Source organism: Paenibacillus tyrphae (assembly GCF_000722545.1).
Taxonomy (GTDB): Bacteria; Bacillota; Bacilli; order Paenibacillales; family NBRC-103111; genus Paenibacillus_G; species Paenibacillus_G tyrfis.
Genome location: NZ_JNVM01000009.1, coordinates 95,532 through 120,491, shown reverse-complemented (window position 1 = coordinate 120,491; position 24,960 = coordinate 95,532). Strand labels below are relative to the sequence as shown.

At 48.8% G+C, this 24,960-nt stretch carries 29 protein-coding genes; 7 read left to right on the top strand and 22 right to left on the bottom strand.

The genetic code is table 11. The annotated features are described in order from the left end of the window. Positions 1-191, top strand: a 191-nt coding sequence (locus ET33_RS40825) for a hypothetical protein (RefSeq protein WP_456093748.1), incomplete at its 5' end; no start/stop codon positions are given. Positions 192-273: 82 nt separating this feature from the next. Here ET33_RS40825 and ET33_RS12175 read toward each other — a convergent pair. Further along, positions 274-1,176, bottom strand: coding sequence for a helix-turn-helix transcriptional regulator (locus ET33_RS12175; protein ID WP_036681220.1), 903 nt, complete (start codon positions 1,174-1,176; stop codon positions 274-276). A 280-nt stretch (positions 1,177-1,456) separates the two neighbouring features. On the opposite strand from ET33_RS12175, the gene pdxR reads away from it, so the two are divergent. Further along, positions 1,457-2,902 (top strand): MocR-like pyridoxine biosynthesis transcription factor PdxR, encoded by a 1,446-nt coding sequence (gene pdxR / locus ET33_RS12170; RefSeq protein WP_036681217.1) that lies wholly within the window; start codon positions 1,457-1,459, stop codon positions 2,900-2,902. Between the two features lie 99 nt (positions 2,903-3,001). On the opposite strand, the gene ET33_RS12165 is transcribed toward pdxR, so the two are convergent. The 10 genes from ET33_RS12165 to ET33_RS12120 all read right to left on the bottom strand — a co-directional run bounded on the left by ET33_RS12165 (position 3,002) and on the right by ET33_RS12120 (position 11,863). Continuing rightward, entirely contained in the window at positions 3,002-4,426 is a 1,425-nt protein-coding gene (locus ET33_RS12165) for an NAD-dependent malic enzyme (RefSeq protein WP_036681214.1), read from the bottom strand. Between the two features lie 39 nt (positions 4,427-4,465). Continuing rightward, positions 4,466-5,002: a thiol-disulfide oxidoreductase ResA gene (gene resA / locus ET33_RS12160; protein ID WP_081890296.1), complete on the bottom strand. Its 537-nt coding sequence runs from the start codon at positions 5,000-5,002 to the stop codon at positions 4,466-4,468. Positions 5,003-5,030: 28 nt separating this feature from the next. Then, a complete protein-coding gene (locus ET33_RS12155) occupies positions 5,031-5,606 on the bottom strand; it encodes an SCO family protein (RefSeq protein ID WP_036681211.1) in 576 nt (191 codons plus the stop codon). Between the two features lie 16 nt (positions 5,607-5,622). Then, positions 5,623-5,955 (bottom strand): c-type cytochrome, encoded by a 333-nt coding sequence (locus ET33_RS12150; RefSeq protein ID WP_235206698.1) that lies wholly within the window; start codon positions 5,953-5,955, stop codon positions 5,623-5,625. A gap of 23 nt (positions 5,956-5,978) precedes the next feature. Continuing rightward, on the bottom strand, positions 5,979-6,896 hold the full coding sequence (cyoE, locus tag ET33_RS12145; protein WP_051775274.1) for a heme o synthase: 918 nt from the start codon (positions 6,894-6,896) through the stop codon (positions 5,979-5,981). Beyond that, positions 6,893-7,222 (bottom strand): cytochrome o ubiquinol oxidase subunit IV, encoded by a 330-nt coding sequence (gene cyoD, locus ET33_RS12140; protein ID WP_036681208.1) that lies wholly within the window; start codon positions 7,220-7,222, stop codon positions 6,893-6,895. The genes cyoE and cyoD overlap by 4 nt, the downstream gene beginning before the upstream one ends. Next, a complete protein-coding gene (cyoC, locus tag ET33_RS12135; RefSeq protein ID WP_036681205.1) occupies positions 7,223-7,843 on the bottom strand; it encodes a cytochrome o ubiquinol oxidase subunit III in 621 nt (206 codons plus the stop codon). It lies immediately after the preceding gene. Positions 7,844-7,849: 6 nt separating this feature from the next. Beyond that, on the bottom strand, positions 7,850-9,814 hold the full coding sequence (locus ET33_RS12130; protein WP_036681203.1) for a cbb3-type cytochrome c oxidase subunit I: 1,965 nt from the start codon (positions 9,812-9,814) through the stop codon (positions 7,850-7,852). A 41-nt stretch (positions 9,815-9,855) separates the two neighbouring features. Then, positions 9,856-10,764: a ubiquinol oxidase subunit II gene (gene cyoA / locus ET33_RS12125; RefSeq protein WP_036681201.1), complete on the bottom strand. Its 909-nt coding sequence runs from the start codon at positions 10,762-10,764 to the stop codon at positions 9,856-9,858. A gap of 160 nt (positions 10,765-10,924) precedes the next feature. Beyond that, the gene (locus ET33_RS12120; RefSeq protein WP_036681199.1) at positions 10,925-11,863 is read right to left on the bottom strand and encodes a COX15/CtaA family protein; all 939 of its coding nucleotides are present in this window, start codon (positions 11,861-11,863) and stop codon (positions 10,925-10,927) included. 227 nt (positions 11,864-12,090) lie between these two features. Here ET33_RS12120 and hisC point away from each other — a divergent pair, with 227 nt between their 5' ends. Beyond that, positions 12,091-13,212: a histidinol-phosphate transaminase gene (gene hisC / locus ET33_RS12115; protein ID WP_036681196.1), complete on the top strand. Its 1,122-nt coding sequence runs from the start codon at positions 12,091-12,093 to the stop codon at positions 13,210-13,212. On the opposite strand, the gene ET33_RS12110 is transcribed toward hisC, so the two are convergent. The 3 genes from ET33_RS12110 to ET33_RS12100 form a co-directional block, all read right to left on the bottom strand. Then, a complete protein-coding gene (locus ET33_RS12110) occupies positions 13,166-14,116 on the bottom strand; it encodes a hypothetical protein (RefSeq protein ID WP_036681194.1) in 951 nt (316 codons plus the stop codon). The genes hisC and ET33_RS12110 overlap by 47 nt on opposite strands. A gap of 209 nt (positions 14,117-14,325) precedes the next feature. Continuing rightward, entirely contained in the window at positions 14,326-15,285 is a 960-nt protein-coding gene (locus ET33_RS12105) for a carbon-nitrogen hydrolase family protein (RefSeq protein WP_036681191.1), read from the bottom strand. A 210-nt stretch (positions 15,286-15,495) separates the two neighbouring features. Beyond that, entirely contained in the window at positions 15,496-17,010 is a 1,515-nt protein-coding gene (locus tag ET33_RS12100; RefSeq protein WP_051775273.1) for an aminotransferase class I/II-fold pyridoxal phosphate-dependent enzyme, read from the bottom strand. Between the two features lie 223 nt (positions 17,011-17,233). Between ET33_RS12100 and ET33_RS12095 the strand changes: the two genes are divergently transcribed. Genes ET33_RS12095 through ET33_RS39720 form a run of 3 tightly spaced genes read left to right on the top strand, consistent with a single transcriptional unit; the run spans position 17,234 to position 18,798 of the window. Continuing rightward, positions 17,234-18,124 (top strand): dihydrodipicolinate synthase family protein, encoded by an 891-nt coding sequence (locus ET33_RS12095; RefSeq protein ID WP_036681188.1) that lies wholly within the window; start codon positions 17,234-17,236, stop codon positions 18,122-18,124. Between the two features lie 51 nt (positions 18,125-18,175). After that, a complete protein-coding gene (locus ET33_RS39725) occupies positions 18,176-18,433 on the top strand; it encodes a histidine phosphatase family protein (protein ID WP_235206697.1) in 258 nt (85 codons plus the stop codon). Between the two features lie 2 nt (positions 18,434-18,435). Next, complete coding sequence (locus tag ET33_RS39720) at positions 18,436-18,798, top strand: histidine phosphatase family protein (RefSeq protein WP_235206696.1); 363 nt, start codon at positions 18,436-18,438, stop codon at positions 18,796-18,798. 570 nt (positions 18,799-19,368) lie between these two features. On the opposite strand, the gene ET33_RS12080 is transcribed toward ET33_RS39720, so the two are convergent. From ET33_RS12080 to ET33_RS12060, 5 genes are all read right to left on the bottom strand, one after another. Further along, complete coding sequence (locus tag ET33_RS12080) at positions 19,369-19,896, bottom strand: hypothetical protein (RefSeq protein ID WP_036681185.1); 528 nt, start codon at positions 19,894-19,896, stop codon at positions 19,369-19,371. A gap of 101 nt (positions 19,897-19,997) precedes the next feature. Then, the gene (locus ET33_RS12075; protein WP_036681183.1) at positions 19,998-20,468 is read right to left on the bottom strand and encodes an NUDIX hydrolase; all 471 of its coding nucleotides are present in this window, start codon (positions 20,466-20,468) and stop codon (positions 19,998-20,000) included. A 24-nt stretch (positions 20,469-20,492) separates the two neighbouring features. Further along, on the bottom strand, positions 20,493-20,900 hold the full coding sequence (locus tag ET33_RS12070; RefSeq protein ID WP_036681181.1) for a DUF7674 family protein: 408 nt from the start codon (positions 20,898-20,900) through the stop codon (positions 20,493-20,495). A gap of 384 nt (positions 20,901-21,284) precedes the next feature. Further along, positions 21,285-21,920, bottom strand: coding sequence for a HEAT repeat domain-containing protein (locus tag ET33_RS12065; RefSeq protein ID WP_036681180.1), 636 nt, complete (start codon positions 21,918-21,920; stop codon positions 21,285-21,287). Positions 21,921-22,038: 118 nt separating this feature from the next. Further along, complete coding sequence (locus ET33_RS12060) at positions 22,039-22,479, bottom strand: HAD domain-containing protein (RefSeq protein ID WP_036681178.1); 441 nt, start codon at positions 22,477-22,479, stop codon at positions 22,039-22,041. A gap of 127 nt (positions 22,480-22,606) precedes the next feature. On the opposite strand from ET33_RS12060, the gene ET33_RS12055 reads away from it, so the two are divergent. Beyond that, positions 22,607-23,092, top strand: a complete 486-nt coding sequence (locus ET33_RS12055) for an SMI1/KNR4 family protein (protein WP_036681175.1) — start codon at positions 22,607-22,609, stop codon at positions 23,090-23,092. A 90-nt stretch (positions 23,093-23,182) separates the two neighbouring features. On the opposite strand, the gene ET33_RS12050 is transcribed toward ET33_RS12055, so the two are convergent. Genes ET33_RS12050 through ET33_RS12040 form a run of 3 tightly spaced genes read right to left on the bottom strand, consistent with a single transcriptional unit; the run spans position 23,183 to position 24,931 of the window. Further along, positions 23,183-23,743, bottom strand: coding sequence for a hypothetical protein (locus tag ET33_RS12050; RefSeq protein ID WP_036681172.1), 561 nt, complete (start codon positions 23,741-23,743; stop codon positions 23,183-23,185). 46 nt (positions 23,744-23,789) lie between these two features. Continuing rightward, positions 23,790-24,341: a hypothetical protein gene (locus ET33_RS12045; RefSeq protein WP_036681170.1), complete on the bottom strand. Its 552-nt coding sequence runs from the start codon at positions 24,339-24,341 to the stop codon at positions 23,790-23,792. 59 nt (positions 24,342-24,400) lie between these two features. Next, the gene (locus tag ET33_RS12040; RefSeq protein WP_036681168.1) at positions 24,401-24,931 is read right to left on the bottom strand and encodes a YfiT family bacillithiol transferase; all 531 of its coding nucleotides are present in this window, start codon (positions 24,929-24,931) and stop codon (positions 24,401-24,403) included. Positions 24,932-24,960 lie beyond the last annotated feature (29 nt).

Here is a 24,960-nt window from a genome sequence, read left to right as displayed (position 1 = left end):
GTTGCACAGGTCTGGTAAGACAGACCTCTGCCTGTTTCTTGGAAGGTGTCGTTCCACCTCGCAAGGAAGTGGTTGAAGACAAAGCGAGCGCATCCAAACATCTGGTGGATCAGCGTCATTTGCGTAGATGCGAAAGCGAAAAGCTTTATGATGCAACATACGAGCATCTACCTCCTTTGGTGATTTTATGATAATTATAGCACACATGTTCGTATTCATATACAAGAGATGCTGATTCATCTCCCCCTTATCGAAGAGGGAGTCTTCTCAGCCTTAACGATAAAGTTTGAGCGCATTCTGAAGCTGTTCTTTTAAGATCCCCCGCAGTGCAGGAGGCTCGAGGACTTCGGCGCCACTGCCAAAACCCAGCAGAATTGTCCATAGCCATCGGGCTTCCAATGGTTGATAAACAGGAATTCGCATCGTCATACTTCCATCGGCATGAAATTGCTTATCAACCTGGTGAAACTGATCCATCGCTTCCGCCAAAGCCTCCGTCCCCACCCGGATCACTACATCCTCCAACTGATCTTGGTTTGACAAAGCAGCCTCTTTCTGCACCTCGTGATGCGGTTGAAAAGTTTGCTGTGTCACGAACAAATTCATCAACCGGGACAGGCGGAACTCCCGATAATCTCGACGAGTTCGGCAAAACCCATAAATGTACCAATTACGATATTTAAAATGAAGCCGCAGCGGTTCCATATCACGGGTCGTGCGTTCATTCTTTCCATTGATATAATCAAAGCGGACGATATTTCGCCGGGTAATGGCCGTGCGTAAATGACGAAGCGCGTCGGGCTCCGTACGGCGGGTTTCCAAGTCCACGGACAGACTCGTGACGTGATGCTCCGGTCCAATCGTTTGCAGTCTTTCGATGGTCCCCTGCGCACGCTCGTCTTCAAACACGGTGGAGAGGCTTCTGAGCACGGTAATCAGGGAATTGACATCGTAAGAACCGAGCAGGCTTTTATCCATTTTGTATCCGTCCATCATGCCATATCCGCCATTCGTTCCCTGATACGATACGACCGGGAAGCCCGCAGCGCAGATCACATCGATATCCCGATAGATGGTTCTTTGGGAAACTTGAAACTCTTCAGCCAGCATGGAAGCGGACAAAACTTCATGATTCAGCAGCTTGTAGATGATGGAGATCAATCGCTCCAATTTCATGTGTATCCCCGCCCGTTAGTCCATTTCGTGTTACTGCCCATTATTATATCACAGATTTTTTCTTGTTAATCTTGGGATTGGCCTGCTTGTTGTGTCGCAGATACTACCTTCACGGCTCAACGGACCCATCCAATTCATCGACAAAGTCCCCATCCATGTTCAATAGATTGCTATAGATTCGCCATGTTTTTGATGAAAAGAGCGGCGTTTTATTTACAAACCCAATGTTATGATGAAAATGATTCTGTGATAGAAATCACCAGGAGAGGGGATGAACCTCATGCGGCAGCCCGACCGTCACAGTACCCAGCCTCTATATCAGCAGATTGCCGATGACATCGAACGGCGAATTTCATACGGCGAGTTTCCGCCGGGCAGTCTGCTGCCTTCCGAACGAAAATTAGCCGAGCAGCTGGGAGTCAATCGAAGCACCGTGATTCTCGCCTATGCGGAGCTGCGCGCGCTTGGGATCGTGGAAAGCCGTACAGGAAGCGGAACCCGGGTTAGCAAGTATAAATGGGGAGCGACTCCGAAGCATACCCCGAACTGGCACCGGTATGTCGAAGGCGGGAGCTTCCTGCCTAATCTGCCTTTTTTGCGCCGGGTCCGGGAAGCTCTTCAACAAGACAGCACGTTGATTGATTTTGCCAGCGGGGAGCTTGGCGCGGACATCTCTCCGGTGGAAGAGATTAATACGCTTATGGACGAAAACCACTATACGGCCTATCTCGGATATGCCAATCCGCAAGGATTTGGGCCGCTCCGCGAAGCGCTCGTCACGTATTTAAGTCAATACCGGGGAATTCAAACGACGGAATCGTCGATTCTTATTACATCCGGCTCCCAGCAGTCGTTATATTTAATTACCCAGTGCCTGCTGGCTCCCGGGGATGCGGTGGCCATCGAAGATCCTTCCTACTGCTATTCGCTGCCTATATTTCAATCAGCCGGACTTCGCTTGTTCCGTCTTCCCGTCGATGCGAAAGGAATCCGGCCCGAGGATGTTCGCTCCCTTTACAAAAAGCACCGGATCAAGATGGTGTTCGTCAATCCGAATTACCAGAACCCGACAGGCATTGCCCTCGATCCCGAACGCCGTATCGAGCTGCTAGACGTTGCGAGCGAGCTGGGACTCCCTATCGTCGAGGACGATCCCTTCAGCTTGACGGCTTATAACGGGATGCCTCCGCAGCCGCTCAAATCGATGGACCCACTCGGCTCGGTCCTTTATATCGGCTCCTTCTCCAAAATCGCGGCATCCGGGCTGCGCGTCGGATGGATGGTCGCTCCTCATTCCGTTGTCGAGCGGCTGGCGGATGCCAGACAGCAGATGGATTTCGGGCTTAGCGTCGTTCCGCAGCAGGTGGCTGCGCAGTTCTTGAAGTCTCCGTATGTCCAGCCTCATCTGGACCGTTTGCGGATGCATCTGCTCTACAAGCGGGATTTGTTGATAAGCGCGCTTCGGCAAGAGCTGCCGGATCTGGTCAGCTTCTCGATTCCGCAAGGAGGCTTGCATTTGTGGTGTAAAATCATACCCGAGGTAAGCGATAACAAGCTGTTCGAAGAAGCGATCCGCCATGGAATCATCTTTGTTCCCGGGAGCGTCTACGGCTCGGATTCCGGTTATGTGCGGTTCACTTTTGCACGGCCGAAGGCAGACGAAATCGTTCCGGGCATTGCCAAATTTGCCGCAGCGCTTCGGGCTGTTCTTGCCCAATCCAACTAAAAAGGTGAATGAAAGCTTTGTATTCATGAATACAAGCCTTTTCATTCACCTTTTTTGCTGACCTTATATGCACGTGTGCCGAAGTTGGGCCTACATGCTTCAGATGTCGCGAGAATCCCGGCTGCGGCGCGCTACCCCGGCATCGCAGGCTGCCGCGATAACCGCCTTGCTGACTCGATCCGCCACCTGATGATTAAATACGCTTGGAATAATATACTGCTCATTTAATTCTTCGTCGCTAACCACGGAGGCAATCGCATAGGCGGCGGCAAGCTTCATCGTTTCCGTAATTTGCGAAGCCCGGCAATCTAACACCCCGCGAAACATACCGGGAAAGCATAAGACGTTGTTGATCTGATTCGGATAATCCGAGCGCCCCGTAGCCATGACACGCACATAGGGCTCCGCTTCCTCCGGCATAATTTCCGGGTTCGGATTGGCCATGGCAAATACGATCGGGTCTGCTGCCATCCGTTTCACGTCTTCGACCTTCAGTACTCCCGGACCGGACAATCCGATAAATACGTCCGCTCCTTCGATCACCTCGGAGAGACTGCCCCGAACCATGAACGGATTCGTATGCTCGGCAAACCAATTCCATACTTCATGTGGATAAGCGTTTCCACGCACAATTGCTCCGTGACGGTCAACGCCAATCAGGTCCGTCACTCCAGAGGCCAGCAATATTTTGGAGCAGGCCATTCCTGCCGCCCCGACCCCGCACACGACAACTCGGCACTGCTCCAGCTTTTTGCCGACGACCTTCAAGGCATTTAACAAGGCCGCCAGGATGACGACGGCGGTTCCGTGTTGATCGTCGTGAAATACCGGGATATCCAGCTCCTTCTGGAGCCGTTCTTCGATCTCGAAGCAGCGCGGAGCCGAAATATCTTCGAGATTGATACCGCCGAATGACGGAGCGATCGCTTTGACGATGGCAACAATTTCGTCCGTATCCTGCGTGTTCAGACAGATCGGGAAGGCATCGACGCCGGCCATCTGCTTAAACAGCACGGCTTTGCCTTCCATGACGGGCATGGCGGCTTCCGGGCCGATATTCCCGAGCCCGAGAACGGCAGAGCCGTCAGAGACGACCGCTACCGTATTTCGCTTGATCGTCAGCGTATGGGCCCGGGTGGGGTCATCATGGATCGCCATACAAATCCGGGCTACGCCGGGCGTGTAGACACGGGACAGGTCATCCCGATTTTTGATCGGCACCTTGGGATGCATTTCGATTTTGCCGCCCAAATGCATGAGGAAGGTCTGGTCCGATACGTTGATCAGCTTAACCCCGGGAAGCTGTTCAACCGAGGAAACTACGCGGTCAACATCGTGCGAATCGTTCAGATTGACCGTAATGTCTCTTACGGTTTTCGCAGAGCTCACCCGGTTGGTATCTATCGCAACGATGTCGCCGCCGGAATCGCTTAATGCCGATGCGATAGCTCCAAAGTTTACGACCCCTTGATCGTACTCCAACCTCAAAATAATGCTTGTCCCCGTTCCGAGCGGCGTATGCATGAGCAGCATCTCCTCTTTTAAGACATTTTGATTCGCAAGCTAGTTGCGTCCAGACTTCGGCTGAATGCGTTCCATGAAATGGATGACATCGGCACGGCTTAGCTCTCCTGAGAACTTGTGCACGATTCGCCCCTTGTCATCAATCAGAAACGTTGCCGGTAGGCCGCTGATTTTATACCGTTTTTTCACTTCGCCTTGGGAATCAAGCAGGATAGGGAGCTTCAAGCGATGACGGTCGGCAAATTCGCTTGCCCTTTCCTTCGTCTCTCCCATATTGACTGCAACGATATCAACGCCCGGCAACTGTCCGTAGGCTTCGTTCAGCAGCGGCATTTCATTGACGCACGGGTCGCACCAGGAGGCCCAGAAGTTCAGAAGAACTCCCGTCCCGCCATAGTCGGATAATCGCACCGTTTGCCCCTGCAAATTCGTTAACGTGAAATCCGGCGCCTTCTTGCCCACCTCCACCTCCTCGCGTTTACCCGCCAGCGATTGGAATACCGCATAGCCGATGGCAAACAGGATTAGGACAAGCATTAGCGCCCGTGTCCAAGACGAGCGCAAAGCTCTCTCCAATCCGATCAGCTCCTCCCCGCCGGAATCCCTACCGCTGCAGCGCTTGAATATCCTTCAATATTTTATCGTATGGCGTATCCATCATTCCGTCGTACTTGGCCACAACCGTGCCCGCCGGGTTGACCAAAAAAAACGAAGTGCCGTGAATGACTTGATCAGAGGACGTATCCTTGGCCACAACCGTATTAAACGAACCCAGGACGAAGGTTTTGATCTCGTCGAATTGATATCCGGTTAACGCATGCCAATTCGAGAAATCGGCGTCAAATTTCTGGAGGTAAGCCTTTAGCGCCTCCGGATTGTCGCGCTCCGGATCAACGGAGAAGGAGACTAACTCCGCCTTCACGCCCGCCGACTTCAGCCGCTTTTGCAATTCCGACATATTGGCCGTCATCGTCGGACACACCGTTGCGCAGTACGTAAATACGAAGTCCGCAATCCAGACCTTGCCTTTCAAATCGGACAAGGACACCGCTTTCCCGTCTTGATTGACGGCCTCGAAGGGCTTAACCTCATAATTAAGCTGTTTGGACTTGCCGCTGCCGCAAGCGGAAACAACGACAAGGATCAATCCCAATATGACGTAGAAGAACGCTTTTTTCACCGAATCCCCCCTTGCCCTATTTCTTTGTCGAGAGCCATTGCGATAAAGCCTGAATTTCATCGGTGCTCAACACTTTCTTGAAGGCCGGCATGCCTCTTGCGCCATCCTGTATGATCCCGAACAGCTGCTGCTCCGTCATCTTGGAGCCAATCTCCTGCAAGCCCGGGCCTACTTTTCCCCTGAGATCGGCAGCATGGCAGGACAGACATTGCTTCTTGTAGATCGCCTCTGCTTTTGCATCTGCCGAAGCGGTCATCCCTTGCCCTTGATCAGTTGCCTGACTGCTGCACGCGGATAGGGCAACTGCTGACATGACAACAATCAGAAAAAACGGAAGCGACGCCCGCAAAACGATCCTCTCCCCATTGATCCTCATAAGATTGGGCGGCCCGTGGTGTCCAGAATCATAATGATAAAGACCGCCGTCAAGTAATTCACCGAAATCAGAAAGTTGGTTTTGGCCCACTTCCCGTTATCCGATGCTGCCGGCCCCGTCAACGTGTGCCACACCCAGACAAGACCGGCCAGCAAAGAGACCGTGAGGAACATAACGCCTGCATAACCGTACGCGTAGATCAGCACAGTGGTCGGAAGAAGTAGAACGACATAAGGGATCATTTGCAGCTTCGTCCGAGGCACCCCTTTACGAACCGGCAAAAGCGGGAAGCCCGCCGCCCGGTACTCGTCGACGCGCCGGATGGCGAGCGACCAGAAGTGGGCGGGCTGCCACAGGAATAACAAGGCGAACAACAACAGCGCGCCCGCGTCTGCCTCGTGGGTGAACGCACAGTACCCGATGACCGGCGGCATGGCGCCGGACACGCCTCCAACGGACGTGCTCCAGGTCGAGGTGCGCTTTAGCCACATTGTGTAAATGACGATATAGACAAACATGCCAAGCAATCCGAGCCAGCCGCACAGCGCGTTGACTTTCCAGAACAGGACGGCTTCTCCCCCTATTCCGAGCGCCAGGGCGTACACCAGCACGCCCCTGATGTTCAAACGGCCGGTCGCGAGGGGCCGATCCTTCGTCCGGCTCATTTTTCGATCCAGCTCCCGGTCCCAGATGTTGTTTATGACGCACGAGGAGGCCATCGTTAACGTGGTGCCCAGCAGCATCCAACATAACAGACCCCAGTCCGCCATCCATCGGGAAGCCAGCCAATACCCGCCAAATGCGGCAACGAGATTAAGCTGCAGAATTCGCGGCTTGGTCAGTTGAATCCAGTCGCTTAGGCTCCCCCTGTCTCTGCTCACCGAAACCGCTGTATTTGCGGACGACCTGCTCATGTGGCCACCATATTGTACAGCATGATCCACATAGAACCGGCGACGACAAGCAGCAAAATGATCAAGCCCAAAATCAAGCTCACCAGGTTGTAACGAGGCTTTTTCTCCTCCCGCAGATGCATGAAATAGATCAATTGAACGACGAACTGCAGCAAGGCTGCCGCCATTAGAACGAGGGTGTTCGCCACCCCCTGAAGCCAGCCGGACATGACGACGGCAATGGGAATGATCGTCAATACGATGGAGAATAGGAAGCCGGTCGTATACGATTTGAACGTGCCATGGCTCTCGGCGTCATGCGGAGTGGTTACGTCATGCTGCGCCATCTATCTCACCCCCATCAAATAAACAATCGTAAATACGAAGATCCACACGACATCCAGGAAATGCCAGAACAGGCTGATCACGTTCACTTTGCGCTTGGTTACCGGCGTAATGCCGTGCTTCGCAAGCTGAATAATCAGTGCAATCATCCAGACCAATCCGAGGGAAACGTGAAGCCCGTGAGTCCCGACCAAGGTAAAGAAAGCCGATAAAAATGCGCTCGTGCTAATGGTCGCTCCCTCGTGCACCAGATGAATAAATTCATTGACCTCCAGCACAATGAAGGCCGCACCAAGCAGTACCGTCACTCCGAGCCAACCCATGAGCGCTTTAAGTTTTCCTTTGTGCATCGCAAGCACGGCAAGACCGCTTGTATAGCTGCTTGTTAGCAGAATGAACGTGCTCGCGATAATCCCGCCCAGCTGGAACAGCTCGGCAGGCCCGGGCCCGCCGTTTCGGTTGCCCTGCAGGACGATATAGGCGGCAAACAAAGAGCCGAAAATAATCACGTCCGTCATCAGATAGATCCAAAATCCGAAGGTGCGCATTTCCTCCAGATCCGGATGGTCGTGATGCTCCGAGCTTGATACGTGACCATGGGCATGTGCGTTTACTTGAGCCATTCTTGGTTACCTCCTCATCGCAGCTTCCGTGCGTTTAATTTCCTCAACAGGGATATAGTAATCGGTTTTGTAGTTGAAGGAATGAACAAGCATGCACACGGCTACCCCCGCCAGACCGGATACCGTCAGCCAGAGCCAGTCGAATACAAAACCGAATCCGGCCGCGAACCAGAACATCGACATCACAAAAGGAATCCCCGAATTTTTGGGCATATGGATCGGCTCCAGCTTCAGCCGAACCGGAGCAAGCTGCCCGCGCGCTCTGCGCTGCTTCTCCTCCCACCATTCATCCTGGGATGATACCTGCGGCAGCGTTGCAAAATTATAGTGCGGCGCCGGTGAAGGAATCGACCATTCCAGAGTGCGTCCGTTCCACGGGTCGCCCGTTTCGTCTTTTTGAAAATGCTTGATGCTGTATACGATTTGCCATAATTGGAACAAGAAGGCTATGCCCATCAAAGCCGCCCCGACGGTGGAGACCAGGTTCAACTCCCACCATCCTTTATCCCATCCGTACGTCACAAGGCGCCGTGTCATCCCCATCAACCCGAGCACATATTGCGGCATGAAGCAGACGTAAAATCCGATATTCCAGAACCAGAACGCCCATTTGCCGATACGTTCGTTCAGCTTGAAGCCGAACAGCTTCGGCCACCAATAATACAAGCCGGCGAAATAACCGAACACGACGCCGCCGATGATCGTATTGTGAAAATGCGAGATCAGGAAGTAACTGTTATGGAATTGAAAATCCGCAGGCGCGACCGACAGAAGCACTCCTGTCAACCCGCCGATGATAAAGCACACGATAAAGCCGATCGTCCACAGCATGGGCGTCTCGAAGGTGATTCTTCCCCGGAACATCGTAAACAGCCAATTGAACACTTTGACGCCCGTCGGGATAGCGATCAGCATCGTCGTGAGCGCAAAGAATGCGTTGACATCCGCGCCGGAGCCCATTGTAAAGAAGTGATGCGCCCATACAAGAAACGATAAAATACTGATGATCATCATCGCATACACCATCGATTTGTAGCCGAACAGCTTTTTCTTCGAAAAGGTGCATACGACCTCCGAGAAAATGCCGAAGGCCGGCAGAATGAGGATATATACCTCGGGGTGCCCCCACATCCAGATCAGATTGATATACATCATCGGATTGCCGCCGCCGTCCAGCGTGAAAAAATGCGCGCCCAAATAACGGTCCAGAAAGAGCAGCGCCAAGGTGGCCGTCAAGATGGGAAACGAAAATATAATTGCGATACAGCTCGATAATACCGACCACGGGAACATGGGCATTTTCATCAGCTTCATGCCGGGTGCCCGCATTTTCAGAATGGTCACGATAAAGTTGATGCCGGTCATCAAGCTGCCGATTCCCGAGATCTGGATTCCCCAGATATAGAAATCTTGACCGACCCCCGGATTGAACATGCGTTCCGAATAGGGCGGATAAGCGAGCCACCCTGAATCGGGCGATCCTCCGATGACAAAGGACAAGTTAAACAGCATCGCGCCCGCGAAAAATAACCAGAAGCTTAGCGCATTCAGAAAAGGATATGCAACATCGCGCGCCCCGATCTGCAGCGGTACCATCACGTTAAACAAACCGAACATGAACGGCATCGCCATGAACAAAATCATAATCACGCCATGCGTAGTGAAGACCTGATTATAATGATCCGGCGCCAGGAAGCTCAGCTCCGGCATCGCCAGCTGCGCCCGCATCAGGAGCGCATCCACACCGCCGCGGAACAGCATCAGGAAAGCGGCGAATATGTACATGATGCCGATTTTTTTATGATCGACGGTCGTCAACCATTCGCGCCACAGCCAGCCCCATTTTTTTAAATAGGTAAGTCCGAATACAATGCCGATGATCGTGATCACGATGGCGACATCCGCGCCGTAAATCATCGGGTCGCCCGTCACAAAAAATTCCGAGGCAAAGTTTTTAACTTTCTCCCACATGGACTACTCTCTCCTTACATTTCAAATCGAAGCGAAGCCCGCTACTCTTGGATCTTGATCTTCTGAATGTCCTTCCAGGACAAGCCGTGATTGTGCGAGGAAGCGTACTTGGTCACTGTCATATTAAACAAGCCTTCCGGAAACGCGGAGAACGTCTTCACGTCCGAAGCGGAAGGCAGCGCCAGCTGCTTATAGCCTTCCAACGTCAGCGCCGGAGACGATGCTTTGACCTCTCGTACCCATTGGTCAAACTCTTCCTGTGAAGTGGATTTCACGTCGAAGAACATTTTGGCAAAATCTTTTCCGGTAAAGTTCGCACCCGACCCCCAGTATTGTCCTTGCTCGTCCGCTTGCAAATAAAGCGTCATCGCCATTCCGGACATCGCGTACATCTGCCCGCCGAGCTGCGGAATCCAGAACGAATTCATCGGCGCATCGGCCGTAATCTCGAAGCGGACCGGTACGCCCTTCGGGATCTGGACATGGTTCACGGTCGCGATTCCCTGCTCGGGATATTGGAATAACCATTTCCAGTCCAGTGAGGTCACTTGAACGGTCAGCGGCTTTTTATCCGATACGAGCGGCTTGGACGGCTCCAGGGCATACGTGCTCTTTATGGTAATGATGCCCAGAATGGTAATGATCACGATCGGAATCCCCCACCAGATCGTTTCCAGCTTCGTGCTATGCTCCCAGTCCGGCGTATATTTCGCTTTTCTACCTTTCTTGTCCCGGTAACGCCAAACGATGATTGCCGTGAGTACGAGGACAGGCACGATAATAATGCAAGTCAGCACCGTGGAAATCAACATTAAATCCCGCTGCTGTTCGGCAATCGGCCCTTTGGGATCGAGCACGATTATTTTTTCCGCACACCCGGTCGTTGTCAAGAGCAGCATCGCCAGCATGGATATGGACGCGAACCAGCGGAGCGCTTTGGGTGTCTTCATGTTTCTCATCTCCTATCGCATTGCGTGATTATGATCACGCCTTACTTTAAAGGGGAACGGTAGAGGTGTCACCATCCACTGGCCAAGTCAAAAAACCGACCATGTTCAACAAAATGAAACAAATACGACATCGTTTCTCCATAAAAAAACTCTCCCTAGCCTAGGAAGAGCTAAAGCTTTGTACCTTTCGATGCTTCCATGAACGGATGGCGATATCCGTCAGCACGGCAAACAAGACCGTTGCCAGAACATTATGGAGAAGACTTGTAAATAGATAGACATTTTCGTTGTTCATCGTTACCGTGAGCAGGCCGCCGCTGCCGATTTGTCCGGTAACGAGAACGAGAGCATAGACGGCACCCGTCCGCAATCCGGAAAGCGGCTGCTTGGATGTGCTACGGCGAACAAGTACATAGAAGGCGGCGATAAACATAAACAGGACAGCGGCGGCAACCCGATGCGCGAAGACAATCCCCGAAGCTCCAGACAAGTAGGGGATCAGCTGCCCATTGCATAACGGCCACCCCATACAACCGCCCTCCGCTTCCATATGACGGATGTAGGCTCCCAAATAAACGACACCGTAACAATAGATCCAGATCCCCCAGGCTACGGGATAAATAAAGCGCGGGATGGGAGCGGAAGGCGGCTTTTCCGTCCCTCTATTCATCCGGTAACTCCATACGACCAGCAGCATGCTGCTGGCAACCGCCAACAACGATATGCCGAAGTGAAGCGCCATCACGGCCGGCTGTTGCGGCCATTTCACCGCCGCAGCTCCCATCAACGCCTGGACGATCGTAAACAGCAGCGTTCCGCCCGCATACCCCAGAGCTTCATGGTGATGCTTGAGCCGCCCCCATGTATACAGAAACGTCACAAGAACAACGATCCCTACGATCCCGGTAACCATACGGTGCGAATACTCGATCATGGACTCCAGCGTATAGGCCGGAATAAACTTCCCGCTGCACAAAGGCCAGTCATCTCCGCAGCCGCGCCCGGAACCGGTCTTGGTAACCAAAGCCCCGGCGAGCAGCACAAGAAACATGCCGATGAACGAAGTCCATGCCAACAAGCGGTAACGGAAAGATATCAAATGTTATCACCTCTTCTGTTCGTCTCGCACGTTATCGTACTGGAAGGAGGCGGGAGCGTAACCATCCAGTTCACTTCTTTTTGTTCCAGCCAATGGACACCCGAACATCAAAATGAACGCTAAAACTGGATCGGTGTAAAGAAAACGGATTGGATGGTTACTTACAAAGGAGGCGGACTTACATTAAGAAAGAGGCTTGGAGATTTTAGAACACGAGGTGATTTGTCATGTCTGAAAACAACATGGAAGTTAAAGCGCGAAAAACCATTCAGCATATCCATCCTTATACTCCGGGAAAGCCCATTTGGGAGCTGCAAAACGAGCTTGGCTTAACCAGGGTCATCAAACTGGCCTCTAACGAAAATCCGCTAGGTCCTTCTCCTAAAGCATTGGAAGCCATTCATTGCTCCTTGGCGGACATTCATCGTTATCCGGATGCAAGCACGTCGAACTTAAGGCAGGCTATGGCCTCCAAGCTAGATATGAAGCCGGAGCAATTCATCGTAACCAATGGCGGGGATGAGCTGATTACCCTTGCCTGCGAGGCATTTTTGGAGCCTGGGGATGAAATGATCGTACTCACTCCGTCATTCAGCGAGTATGAATTCGGAGCACATCTTATGGGGGCAACCATCGTTGCCGTACCGCTCGGGGAACAATTCGCCTTTGACATGGATGCCATTATCGAAGCGGTTACGGAACGCACCAAAATTCTATGCATCTGCTCCCCCAACAACCCTACCGGCACGTATTTGTCAAAATCGGTCCTGCATCATTTGCTGGACGTTCTGCCAAAACATCTTCTTGTGCTGTTCGATGCGGCTTACAGTCAATACGCTACAGCTGAGGATTATACCGACGGGCTGGAATTCGTCCGTGCGGAGTATCCGATTCTCGTGCTACAGACCTTTTCTAAAATATTCGGATTAGCGGGCTTACGTGTCGGTTACGGAGCGGCTCCCGAAGTCATTATCCGGCAGCTTCTCAAGGTGAAGGAACCGTTTAATGTCAATGCCTTGGCGCAGGCTGCGGCCACCGCGGCTCTCCATGATGACGAGCATCTCCGCTTGTCCCTTCAAGCGAATACGCAAGGCCGCGAGCAGCTTTACCGCGCCTTCGAAAAACTTCGCCTGCCGTTCATTGAAAGTATGAGCAACTTTGTGCTGGTGGAGCTTGGATTGAATGCCAAGGCCATTTATGAACAACTGCTTCACAAAGGAATCATTGTCCGCTACGGCGGCACTTGGAATCTTCCCTCGCATGCTCGCGTTTCGGTGGGAAGCGAATCAGAAAACGCCGCCTTTATTCAGGAGTTAACGGAGATTCTGCATCGTATTTCAATACGTTAGATTCGGCTCGCTTTAGTTCATACTTTTTATACAGCAGCACGGAGCCAAACATAAACAAACAGGTAACTAACGAGACTAACGGCAGCTTCGTGATAGTATCTTCAGGGAAAATAAACGGAAGCAGCGGAAAGGCATAGATCGCCGGGAGCCGGATGCCGACGATCAACGATAGCGCAAGCATCAACAGCATATCGAGCACCGTTATCACAATCAACGAATGCATGGTAAGATAGAGCAGCGTTCCGACCGCCGGAGAGATGGTGAGTACAAGCCCTTGCTTCAAAGCCATCTTGCCGCTGTACATCGGCTTCTGAAGCGACTCGTACGCAACAACAAGAACAGGCGGAATAACGGCTAGTTGTTGGTATCCGGCACTCCAGCATAAACCAATCCAGACGAAAGCCAGCGCTAATATGACGAGCATATATTTGTACTGTATTTTCACTTTCTTTTCAAGGCCTTGATTCAATCCGAATGCGAGAACGCCAAGCATCAACAAAAAGGTAAACATAAAAACGATGATCGCAAAGGACCATTCGTTCGTATTTATGATCAACGGCAGCAGCCCTGTTGCAAGCGACGGCGCAAGGCTCGATTGAATCACCCGCAAAAAGAGCATCATCAGCCCTAAAGCGAGCATGACTTTTCCCAGATAAGCAATAGGCATCTGGTTGATCATCAAGCCGATCACAGCCGTTACCGTGGGCGCGATACAAATTTTCGACGGCTGTCTGATCCATCCTGCCTCCCGATACACCCACATGGCAATGGCCATTGCCGCAATTTCAGGCAAAATCATTTCGTTATCTTTCAACAGCACCGCAGCCGTAATCATGGCGACAATAAATGAAATGGCAATCGCGTATGCAATTATCGTTGCTTTCTTTGAAACGGTAAAATCCATCTTCCTCGGCTCCCTCGTTCGTTATACCTCCGTGAATACCCGACCGCGCCGAATATGTTTATTTACATTAACAGATTAGACCAAAATGTAACCCTCCAATTTTAAACTTTTTTTGCAGGCCAAAAACAAAAAAGCACGACCCCAAGGTCGTGCTGACCAACCGGCAGCTCTACGGTTTCACCAGTGCGGCTGTGTATCACTGCATTCGGTCAGTTTTGAATTCCAACGGTTCGTACCACTTCCTGCTTTTTATCGTTGACGATCAATTGAAACACATCCGGGCGGCTGTAATGGCCTGTAACATCGAAATCAAAGCGGCTCTGTACAACCTGGGAAAGATCCAACGTTGCTATGAGGATGCCTTCTTGGTTTTCGAGCGGCTCAACGACATATTCGCCTAGCGGTCCGACAATGGCGCTTCCCCCTCTGCTCAACATGTCGGCGTCGTCCTTGATATCTTCGTAGCAAGCCAAATCCGTAGGATAAGATGCTTTGGTCGCAAACTGATTGCACGAAATGACAAAGCAGCGACCTTCGCAGGCAATATGCCTTATCGTCGCCTGCCACGTATCGCGGGCGTCTGCCGTGGGAGCCAGATAGATGTCGATGCCTTGCGCGTACATGGCCATGCGGGCAAGCGGCATATAATTTTCCCAACAGATCAAGCCGCCGATTCGTCCAAAAGGAGTATCGATGACCGTAAGCGTACTGCCGTCCCCTTGTCCCCAAAAGAGACGCTCGGCCCCCGTCGGAACAAGCTTGTGGTGTTTCCCCAGAAGGGCACCGTCCGGCCCGATGTACACCATGGAGTTGTATAACGTTCCGGTGCTAAATTCCCGGTCGCGCTCGACTACGCCGATGACCAGATAAACCCCCAGCTCCTTCGCCAGCTCGCCCAAAATTCCGGTTTCGGCCCCTGGGATGTCAATGGAGCTTGCCCAATAACGTTCCCAGTCCTTTCTCCCGTCGGCGTTACGGCTTCCCACCCGCGTACCGAAGCTTAAGCCTCGCGGATATCCCGGCAAGAACACTTCGGGAAAAACAATCAAATTGGCCCCTTGCCCAGCCGCCTCTCTCGTCATGCTTGCAATTTTGTCCATAGCCGATTGCTTATCGAACAAGATGGGCGCTGCCTGAATGACCGCTACTTTCACGTGACGATTGCTCATTCCATCCTCCCCCTCAAAGTTGATTTATTTGGCAAGCTCAACAACCATAACTCCCGTACTCTCGTTTCCGGCATCACTACCCGTCCCCGCCCCTCACCCAATTCCGACTTGATTACTATGATAAAAGAAACAAGATGAAAATAAACCATCCAATCGCGGATGAATTACACCCGCCACATGAATGGCCGAAACTCATCCCCGCAATCCGTCTTAATCCGGAATGATGTACCCGGAACGCCTGCCTGACGTCCTGTCTCGTTGCCGGGGAGCAGCGACAACCTTGACCTTTTGGATGTCCGGATCTTCCGGTCCTTTAACCGGCAGGCCGGCTTCCACATGCCGCTTGATATAATCTACGATTTCCCGTGTGATGACCTGTCCGGGCATCAAGATCGGAATTCCCGGGGGATATACGTATACGAATTCAGAGATAATACGCCCGCAGGCTTGTTCCAGCATCGCCTCTTCCGTGGGAGCATAAAAAGCTTTTCTAGGCGTTAACAAAAAACGTGAAGCAGCAGGAATGACGTCGGCCGAAGCACGCTTGTTGCATTTCCCTTCTTCATGGAATGCATCTGACAAATGTCGCAAAGCCTGAACCAGCCGGTTGACTTCCTTCTCCGTATCGCCCAGCGTGATCAGGCACAAAATATTCGTTAGATCGCTCAGTTCAACCTCAAGCTTGTACGTTTCCCTTAACCACTGCTCCGCTGCATACCCCGTCACGTTCAACTGCTCCAGATGAATGCAAAGCTTCGTCGGGTCGTAACGAAACACGCCGCGTTTTTCGCAAATTTCCTCCCCGTAGCAGTACAATCCGGGAATCTCATTGATTTGACGCCGGGCCTCCTGAGCCAACCGGATGGTTTGCTCCGTTAAGGCTTGTCCATGCAAAACCAGCTGTCTTCTGGCAGTATCAAGCGAAGCCAGCAGCAGGTAAGAGGTCGAAGTTGTCGTAAGCATGCTCATGACCGTACGAATTCGCTTGATGCTCACCCGGCTGCCTTGGACATTCAGAATCGAGCTCTGCGTCATCGAGCCTCCAAGCTTATGAACGCTGGTTGCAGCCATATCCGCACCTGCTTGCATCGCGGACATAGGCAGCTGCTCGTGAAAATGAAGCAGCGTCCCGTGCGCCTCGTCGACCAGCACCGGAATGTTATAGCTGTGAACAAGCTCCACCATCTGACGCAAATCAATGCTTGTCCCGTAATACGTCGGGTTGATGAGGAGTACGGCTTTCACATCCGGGTTTCTTGTTATGGCTTGCCGAATCGACTCCGTGGTTACCCCATGCTCAATGCCGAGCCGCTCATCCTTCTCCGGCTCCACCCATACGGGAATCGCTCCCGCAAAGATGACAGCGGACAAAATGGATTTATGCGCGTTGCGGGGAAGAATGATCGTGTCGCCGGGGGAACAGACGGACATAATCATCGTCATGATGGCCCCTGTAGTCCCTTGAACGGAAAATAACGTATGGTCCGCTCCGAAGGCATCCGCCGCCAATTGCTCGGCCTCTTGAATCGCCCCTGTCGGCTGGTGGAGATCATCGAGCGGAACGATATTGATCAAGTCTATGGACAAAGTATTGTCACCCACAAAAGCCCGAAATTCCGGGTCTGCTCCTCTCCCTTTCTTATGGCCCGGAATGTGGAATTGCAGCGGATCGTTTGCGGCGTGCTGCATCAATGCCGTGAATAACGGCGTTCTGTGATGATCCATGTCCATCCTTCCTTTCAGTCGCGTTTTCCCAGTAGATCAAACCCGAATATAACGGCTATGCTTCGGCGAGTAACCATCCATTCCGCTTTTTTCTGCACCAACCGCTTCCCCGGTCGAACCGGATTGGTATAGGACTTCTCCAATTGGGTGGTTACTTTTGGGGAGAAATGATTTACATTCATTAGCATGCATCGCATCGTGCGGAGAACGGAGGTGGAACGCTGTGCTTACAGAAGATACGTTACGTGGTGTGATGGTTCCCGTCGTGACGCCTTTTGATCGTAGCGGGGAGTTGGATATCCGATCGTTTGAAGAACTAATTCGGCGATTGGTAAGCAAGGGAATTCACGGATTGATTGTCAATGGAACGATAGGGGAATCCCCGGTGCTTGAATCCCGGGAGTTCGAAATCCTGATCGCCGCTGCGCGCCAAGCTATCGCAGCAACGCGAGCCATCCCGCTAATTGTTGGAACAGGCGCAAGCAGCACTTCAGCGACCGTTAGAAGAACGGAACAAGCCAAATCTCTTGGAGCAGATGCCGCTCTCGTTGCCGCGCCCGATTTCCATTTTCCATCACAGCAAGCCGTCATCCGGCATTTTGAAGCTCTAGCCGAAGCGGACCTGCCCATTATTTTGTGCGATCCCCCTCATCGTGCCGGAGTCTCGCTGGATCTGGAAACGGTACAAGTCATTATGGGAATGGAGCATGTAATTGGTCTGAAAGAGGGTACAGGCAGTATAAGGCGTATGTTTCGGGTGGCCCGAAGCATGTCCAAGCCGGTCTTATGCGGGGAGGATGAGCTTTTTTTCGCTTCTCTGTGCTGCGGCGCCAAAGGAGGGATTCTGGCAAGCGCCAACCTGGATAGCGAGCAGTTTGTGCAGGTGTACGAGCTTTTCCGGGCAGGAAAAATAGATGATTCCAATCAGTTGTTTCGCCAGTTGCTGCCGCTTGTTCAATTTTTGTTCTCGGAGCCAACTCCCGCTCCACTGAAATGGCTCCTCACTCAACGCGGATATATCCGCTCGGAGCGACTCCGCCTGCCTATGACAGCAATCAACTGCGAAGCTGGCAGGAAGCATACCCGCCTGTTCCAAGGAAGCATGTGGAAATGATCCGGTATGCGGGTCTAAGAAAACCTACACCATGAGGAGGCAATTCACATCATGCAGACGACGATGTATTTAACCCGGCACGGTCAAACGGAATGGAATTCGAAGAAGAAAATGCAAGGCCATCTGGATTCTCCTCTTACCGACTACGGTATGCAGCAAGCCGAATGGTTGAAGGAGCGTTTGGAGAATGTCCACTTCGATGCCATTTATTCCAGCTCCAGCCCAAGGGCATTCAACACAGCCCGAATTGTATCGGGAAATCATCCGGTACAAATCAAATCTCAACGCTCGATTCGCTCAAAGAAATAAATATGGGACTGTGGGAAGGTCAACAAATCGACCAGATTCAACAACAATTTCCCATCCCGTACGATCATTTCTTTAATGAGCCGCATTTGTACCGTCCCACAGGTCATGGAGAAAGCTATTCAGAATTGCTCGAAAGAACGATCCCTGCAATTGACCATATCCTTGCGGAGCATAAAGGCCAGCAAGTGCTTATCGTCACGCACCGGATCACTTTAAAAGTCATCATGAGTTATTTTTTGGGGAAGCAGCTGCATGAGATCAGAGGCATGCCCGATATCCACCCGACAGCCCTATGCAAAATTATTATGGATAACGATGTGGCCAAAGTCGAATTGTATGGCGATACCTCCCACTACCGGGAATAATCCGGCCAGCCAAGCTCGCAAAAACATTTGGCGGCGACCGGAACGTTTTTGCTGTTGCCTTTCTTGGTCTTATGCATCAATAATTTATTTTCCTTAATCAATACTCCGGCAACGCGAAGCAAGAACCCTCATTCTGATTCTTTATGGTAATCGGCATTGTACCGTCCTTTCGTGGTTCACGGGTGATTTGCCATTGATTTTACTAGAACTGGTATTCGTCGTTAGTTTCAGCGTCGCCTTCTTCATGCACTGCGTTCAGACACAATCCAAAAGCTCCCAAGTGATCTATATCTATTGTAATTAACAGATTCCCATGGATCGTATTCGTTGCAAACATAATTCCATCTATTCGCAAAAATTTATCCAGTCTTTGGGAACCATCAATACCTAAGAACTCCAAGAAATCCTCGTAATTTAAAATCTGATGCAATTCCAAAATAACTTTATTATTTGTTTCCTTGTAAAAAAGGGTACTTAGATTTATATGAAAATAAACGGTGCTATCGTCTGGAAGTTGTAATGCGGTAACCACGGCGTCATGGTAAATATACTTTAGATGTCGCTTACTTGTCATAAATTGCTCTCGCCATTTATTTCAGTTATGTACTTAAACACATTTGGAATTGGTGCAATGTTTAACCGCTTTTGTAACCGTTCCGAAATGAAATTAATCTCTTGCTGTCTTGCTTTATAACATTTCTCGATATCTTCTAACATATCAGCCTCTTTCTGATACCTATCGAACCTCTCCAAAATATAAAGCTCTTTAAGGGTAAGAAAGATAGAAAAAAGATCTCGAATATGATGTGCAACCAGCTTTACAGGATTGTCAAAAATCATCGGTTGAATAAATAATATTGGAGCCGCGTCCAAGTCTTCAATGCGTCCGTTCTTCGTATCAAACGCAAAATGGTCTCCGCCCATTCCAGTGAAAGCAAAAACAATGGCATCATCCGGCGTACAGTGGTATTTTGATCCTTCTTCTCTGCAAATATCAATGCCTACATAATACCCAAGAGGCAAGTTATATTCCTTCCTTAACTCATCATCTAAATGAATTAAGCTATTTATCGTCCTAGAGTTTATGGCTTTGCCCAACTTAAGTCCCTCCTCTAACTTGCTTCACAACGGTTTTATTTTCACGAAATACCTCTGTCATACTGGCTTTCCACAGGAAGCAGAAGTGTGAAACTACTTTCTCATGTAGTGCTTCTATGTTTAATATTACTGATGCTCTCCTTGTCTTGGTTTAATAATAGTTCTAGCAGTCCATCCGGTACAAGCTTCTCATCTCGGTTATTCAAAAATCCCGTAATAGGTTTCCAAACTGCTTTATATTTAGACTCTCCTTCCATTCCGCTTATATGCTCTTGATTGTATAAATTCTTGTCTCTTAATACTGCTTCATATATAAAATCAATTTCATGGCCGGTTTCCTCTAAATACTCAAAAATATTTTCGATCACAAAGCTTAGTTTCGGTTCTTCTATTTCCGCGCCAATCTCCTCCATTACTTCTCGAATCACCGTTTGTTTGCTGTTTTCTCCATATTCCACAGTACCACCGATGGGTCTATACAATCTCTTCTTTAAAACTTCGTCAACTATTTCCTCGACTAAAATCTGATCGTCTCTTCGAATTAAGCACAGCGCTACCGTTCTAATTTTCATTTTAAAAACCCCAATTTCTCAGATTTAGCATTCAAAATCAGTGTTGTTAATCTTGTTATATTGTTCTATAAGTTCCTTATAAACTTCTTCGTTTTTATTTAATATCCATTTAAATAGTGGTTTTACTTGTTCAAAAATATATGGTTTAACTCTATATGGTATGGCTTTTCGAGTAGCTTCCTCTTCAACCAGATGTTCATAAAATCCTACACAAATTGCATTCCATATATAATAACTCCGTCTTTCTTGATTAAAACACCATTCCGCGTAGCTATAAATTTTGTCAAGATCTTCAATATCATTATTTTTATGCGATTGAATAACCCTTCTTCTCAGTTGAAATATTAAGGAATATATATTCTCGTCTCCGTGTAGAAAGGTAAATCTTATATCATAAAATAACTCTAACGCTTTTTTTCTCCAAGCGCTCAATGTTTATCATCCTTAAAAAAAGTTTATACTTAAACCTCGTAATATCTTTGATCTATTTTCTTTAATAACTTCTCGATCTTTACCCCTAATCGTTGAGCCCTTAGCAAAATTGCCTTTTTTACTTCCTTTATTCTTCTTCAGATTTGGTAACATGCATTTAATATAGTTCCGTTGTACCTCATCCTCTGTTTTATCGTCAGTCAATAACCTCAGACTCTTTACAGTAATTATAATTAAACGCAGAAACCCCAGCGGCTACAATATCCAATCCATATTGACTAAATCCCGTCTCTCCCACTGCTTTAAAGCCAATTTTCCACGATTCGGTTAGGTAACGCAGAGTTGTTTGTCTGAATCGCGCTACCTCGAACCACCACCTCCTGATTAGAGTATCCGACGCCGTTCTTTAATAGTTTTTACATTGCTTCTTATTGTTTCATAACGATCCTCTTCACCTTCTTTTAATATATCATCTATCTTTGTAGAATTTACCTCATCAAGCACATATAGAGCAGCTATTCGTTGATACTCTAACCCTGTATTCCACGATTCTAAAGCAAGCTGTTCTGCATAAATTGATTTCATATAACCTAATGCCAAAAGCGCCCTCCTTCTAACATATTCATCCAGATCCTTATAGTACCTAATTAATATTCCTTCAACCTCAGGGTAAGTTTGACCGTATTTCCATATATAATGGGCTAATTGCCATCTTGCCTCATAATCGTGATAATCTAATCCCTCTTTGGCAAATGAAATTATGTAATCCGGATATTGAGATAACAGAGCAGCTATTTCCTCCATTTCGTTATCTCTTGCAAGTAAATAAAAAATATTTCCCTTTACTTCAGAAGTCAGTTCAAAAAATTCGTAGCCACTTAATATTTCACCAATTAATGTATATATTCTAAACCAGTATGGATATGCTATCTCCCACTCATTTCCATCATGCTCAAACGATTTAGACCAATTTAAGAAGTTGGCTACTTCGATTTTTAATTCTTCAAAAATAGAATTCATCGATTATGTTTCCTTAACTAATTTTATTCAAAAACTTGTTCACCTATAGTCCTGTCTTGAAACACTGTCTGCTTGATACGACTTTCACGAGCTGCCCTTAAAACAACTAACTTTCCCATTAAACTAAAAAATGAATGGCCTTATCCGCTAGAGTCTTGGTTATCCCGGTCTCAAAACTTGTTTCCACCAGGTGATCGTCTAACTCTCCCATCTCTTCTTCATCGTCAATAATCACAAACCTGCCGACTTCCAAACCAATATTCAAAATATGGTTTAAATACTCTTTAATTTCTTTTCCCCGTATTGCCCCTTCGATAATTGGCGTCATTCCAACCACATTCTTTATTCCATTGATTTCAAAAATAGATTGTAATTGCTTCAAGGTCCTGCCTTCTCTCCAAGACGAGCTGATTACAATCTTAGCTTTGGTTATTTCGAGTATCTCTTGTAAATTCCTGACGCATTCCGGATCAAACTCATGTCCGAAATATTTCTTACTCTGCACCATATGTCTTGATGTAACCAATACCCCATCAATATCCAAAAAAATTATTTTCATAGTTTACCTCGAATAATCTATTCTTCCCCCATTCTAGCACACTTTTTACCGATGAAAGTCCTTATTTTCTTACAGGCTTCTAGAGTATAATAACAATTGAACATGGAAAACGGGAGGAAACAATCCGATGACGGAATCAGCGCAGGAGTCCTTGTCGATCGAAGAAATCGAATCGAAATTGGGAATCGTATTTCCCGCGAACTATAAACAACTGCTTCAGGACCTCGAAAACAGCGATAACGGCTGGCTGAAAGAGTACCGACTAGAGGATTTTAACGGGTACACGGAGTGGTCGATTCGCTTCATCCGACCGAACTCTTCCTACATGGATAGTATCGAGGCGGTGAACGAATTGGTCCCGGAACCTTATACAATCATTCCATTCGCTTGGAGTGTAAGCAGCGGCAATTGGCTTGTGTTCGACTACCGGAAGTCGGATGCGGAGCCCCCGATTATGTATATTGATCATGAAATCGCGGTGGTTAAAGAGGATGCGGAAGAATGTGCCCGGGAAGTCAATAAAACGGCAGCAGAAGTGTTGGAAGAAAATTTGACCGCTTTATGCGGGTCATTTGAAATCTTGAGCAGCGCATTGCAGTTGCAGGAAGATTAGTCGTCAGCTTGGAAAATAAATGGAAAGGGCCCAATTTCGTCAAAAAATTGGGCTCGCATGCTAACCTTAGTTTTTCATATCTTAATGCATTCAAGCAAGCTCTTCCTGCACAATTTCGATTTTAACTCCCTTGTTATTTACGATATCTATCCCCAGCGCATCATATCCGTTACGCTTCGCCTCGTCAAAATCGACACGTTCGCCGCTAATCAATTCAAGCTGGCCGTCTTCGTCCACATCATCCGCAAATTCTTCGTCCCAATCGACATTATAAAAGGCCGTGATGTAAATCTCAAAGGTATCCTCGCCATCCTTGCCCAGATAGGGCAATAAGGGTGTTCGGTTGTTTTGCTGCTCGGTCGTATAGGTATCGCACAGCATGGCGTTATAGCCGTGTTTGCAACCGTCGAACAGAAGGTAACGTTCACCGTCAACCGGATCCTCAGCAACAATCAGTTGAGGAGCGAAATCAGTCACTGCAATCAGATCATCCATCAGCTCTCCGTAATAATAAATACGAAACTGGGTACGACCTTCTTTTGTCTGCAATTTACCTGTCCATTCTTGCTCCATCCAATTTTCCGGTTTTTCAGCTATGGTAACTCCTTCGAGATAAGCTGGCCCCGCTCGATGCGATTTATGGTTAGACATATGCTGCGTTCCTTTCTAGGATCTGATTTATGTACCGACAACTTTCTTACCTATTCCTCTCGCGCATGACCAATTTCATCGCTTTCCAATAAAAATCATGAAAGGCCTCATCTGTAAACTTAACCTTTTCCCCATACGGAAATTGACCGCTTATGGCCATCAAGACGTCATATAACCCCAAATGAGCCCAATCCCACATAATCGAGTTGTAGGCCATCATAGGTGTGTATAAAAATTGTCTCGTTTCGTTGACAAAGTTTCGATCCAGCCCTTCATTTTCTAAGAGCCGATCCACTTTTTCTTTATACTTGTCTGAAAACTCCGTATCCAGAAACTCCTCACAGATGAAGCTCCAAGTATCCATCCTCGATACGATAGGAATCTTATTGCTTTTTGCAAACATTTCCAGGCTCCCTTTGTGTACGGCCGAGACAAAAAGGACTTCATCGCTTTTCAATCTAACTTCGGGAGGACATCGGGTGATCAAAATTTCTGAAATATCTTCCGAAGTGACACTGCCATTCAGATAAATGCTGGACGCTTGAAATGGGTACTTTTGAAATTGTATCTGATTTTCGATAAATTGAACATCCTGCATAAGAATCATCCTCGGTGTAGTATTTCGCTTCCCTATTCCGTTTACGAAAGACCGAATATTTACCAGTTCATTCGTTGTGCTAAAGATTGAATGTGGGAAGTGTGATGGTTATTATGCCAAATAAATCTTTGAATCGCGACATCCACGGTGATCCAGCCAAGGACCTCGGTATTGAATCTTCTATCAAAATCGGCTGGTTTCAGACCATGAATTACATGGATTAACCGATGATGAAGCGCCTCTAAAAGCACCAGGGAAATTTCTATCGGAGTATCCTTATAATCGCTAAGCTCAGCCCATAAATTCGGGCGATAAGAACTGGCCATAGGCTCTTCTTCGGTCAAAGCTCTCTTTAATCTAAGGTAAGCGTTGATATCGTTATCAGCCATGTGATGAATAACCTGCTGCACCGTCCAACCACCGGAACGGTACGGGGTCTGAAGTTGATCCTTATTGAAGTCTCCCACAATCTTCCGCAGAGAAGGGACGGTATCCCCTATTTCTTTCGTGTAATTCTTGCGTTCCTCATCTGAAGTAGTCGGCACTGAGTTAAACTGGCCGATTGGATATCGCAAAATGTCTTCATTCATCTTCCGACTAACCTCCTCCAAAAAATCCT

Excerpts from the sequence above, each read along its gene's own strand:
- ET33_RS12175 (WP_036681220.1), bottom strand. The coding sequence starts at position 1,176 with ATGAAATTGGAGCGATTGATCTCCATCATCTACAAGCTGCTGAATCAT.
- pdxR (WP_036681217.1), top strand. The coding sequence starts at position 1,457 with ATGCGGCAGCCCGACCGTCACAGTACCCAGCCTCTATATCAGCAGATT.
- ET33_RS12165 (WP_036681214.1), bottom strand. The coding sequence starts at position 4,426 with ATGCATACGCCGCTCGGAACGGGGACAAGCATTATTTTGAGGTTGGAG.
- cyoE (WP_051775274.1), bottom strand. The coding sequence starts at position 6,896 with ATGAGCAGGTCGTCCGCAAATACAGCGGTTTCGGTGAGCAGAGACAGG.
- cyoD (WP_036681208.1), bottom strand. The coding sequence starts at position 7,222 with ATGGCGCAGCATGACGTAACCACTCCGCATGACGCCGAGAGCCATGGC.
- cyoC (WP_036681205.1), bottom strand. The coding sequence starts at position 7,843 with ATGGCTCAAGTAAACGCACATGCCCATGGTCACGTATCAAGCTCGGAG.
- ET33_RS12130 (WP_036681203.1), bottom strand. The coding sequence starts at position 9,814 with ATGTGGGAGAAAGTTAAAAACTTTGCCTCGGAATTTTTTGTGACGGGC.
- cyoA (WP_036681201.1), bottom strand. The coding sequence starts at position 10,764 with ATGAAGACACCCAAAGCGCTCCGCTGGTTCGCGTCCATATCCATGCTG.
- hisC (WP_036681196.1), top strand. The coding sequence starts at position 12,091 with ATGTCTGAAAACAACATGGAAGTTAAAGCGCGAAAAACCATTCAGCAT.
- ET33_RS12110 (WP_036681194.1), bottom strand. The coding sequence starts at position 14,116 with ATGGATTTTACCGTTTCAAAGAAAGCAACGATAATTGCATACGCGATT.
- ET33_RS12105 (WP_036681191.1), bottom strand. The coding sequence starts at position 15,285 with ATGAGCAATCGTCACGTGAAAGTAGCGGTCATTCAGGCAGCGCCCATC.
- ET33_RS12100 (WP_051775273.1), bottom strand. The coding sequence starts at position 17,010 with ATGGATCATCACAGAACGCCGTTATTCACGGCATTGATGCAGCACGCC.
- ET33_RS39725 (WP_235206697.1), top strand. The coding sequence starts at position 18,176 with ATGCAGACGACGATGTATTTAACCCGGCACGGTCAAACGGAATGGAAT.
- ET33_RS39720 (WP_235206696.1), top strand. The coding sequence starts at position 18,436 with ATGGGACTGTGGGAAGGTCAACAAATCGACCAGATTCAACAACAATTT.
- ET33_RS12075 (WP_036681183.1), bottom strand. The coding sequence starts at position 20,468 with ATGAAAATTAGAACGGTAGCGCTGTGCTTAATTCGAAGAGACGATCAG.
- ET33_RS12065 (WP_036681180.1), bottom strand. The coding sequence starts at position 21,920 with ATGAATTCTATTTTTGAAGAATTAAAAATCGAAGTAGCCAACTTCTTA.
- ET33_RS12060 (WP_036681178.1), bottom strand. The coding sequence starts at position 22,479 with ATGAAAATAATTTTTTTGGATATTGATGGGGTATTGGTTACATCAAGA.
- ET33_RS12055 (WP_036681175.1), top strand. The coding sequence starts at position 22,607 with ATGACGGAATCAGCGCAGGAGTCCTTGTCGATCGAAGAAATCGAATCG.
- ET33_RS12050 (WP_036681172.1), bottom strand. The coding sequence starts at position 23,743 with ATGTCTAACCATAAATCGCATCGAGCGGGGCCAGCTTATCTCGAAGGA.
- ET33_RS12045 (WP_036681170.1), bottom strand. The coding sequence starts at position 24,341 with ATGCAGGATGTTCAATTTATCGAAAATCAGATACAATTTCAAAAGTAC.
- ET33_RS12040 (WP_036681168.1), bottom strand. The coding sequence starts at position 24,931 with ATGAATGAAGACATTTTGCGATATCCAATCGGCCAGTTTAACTCAGTG.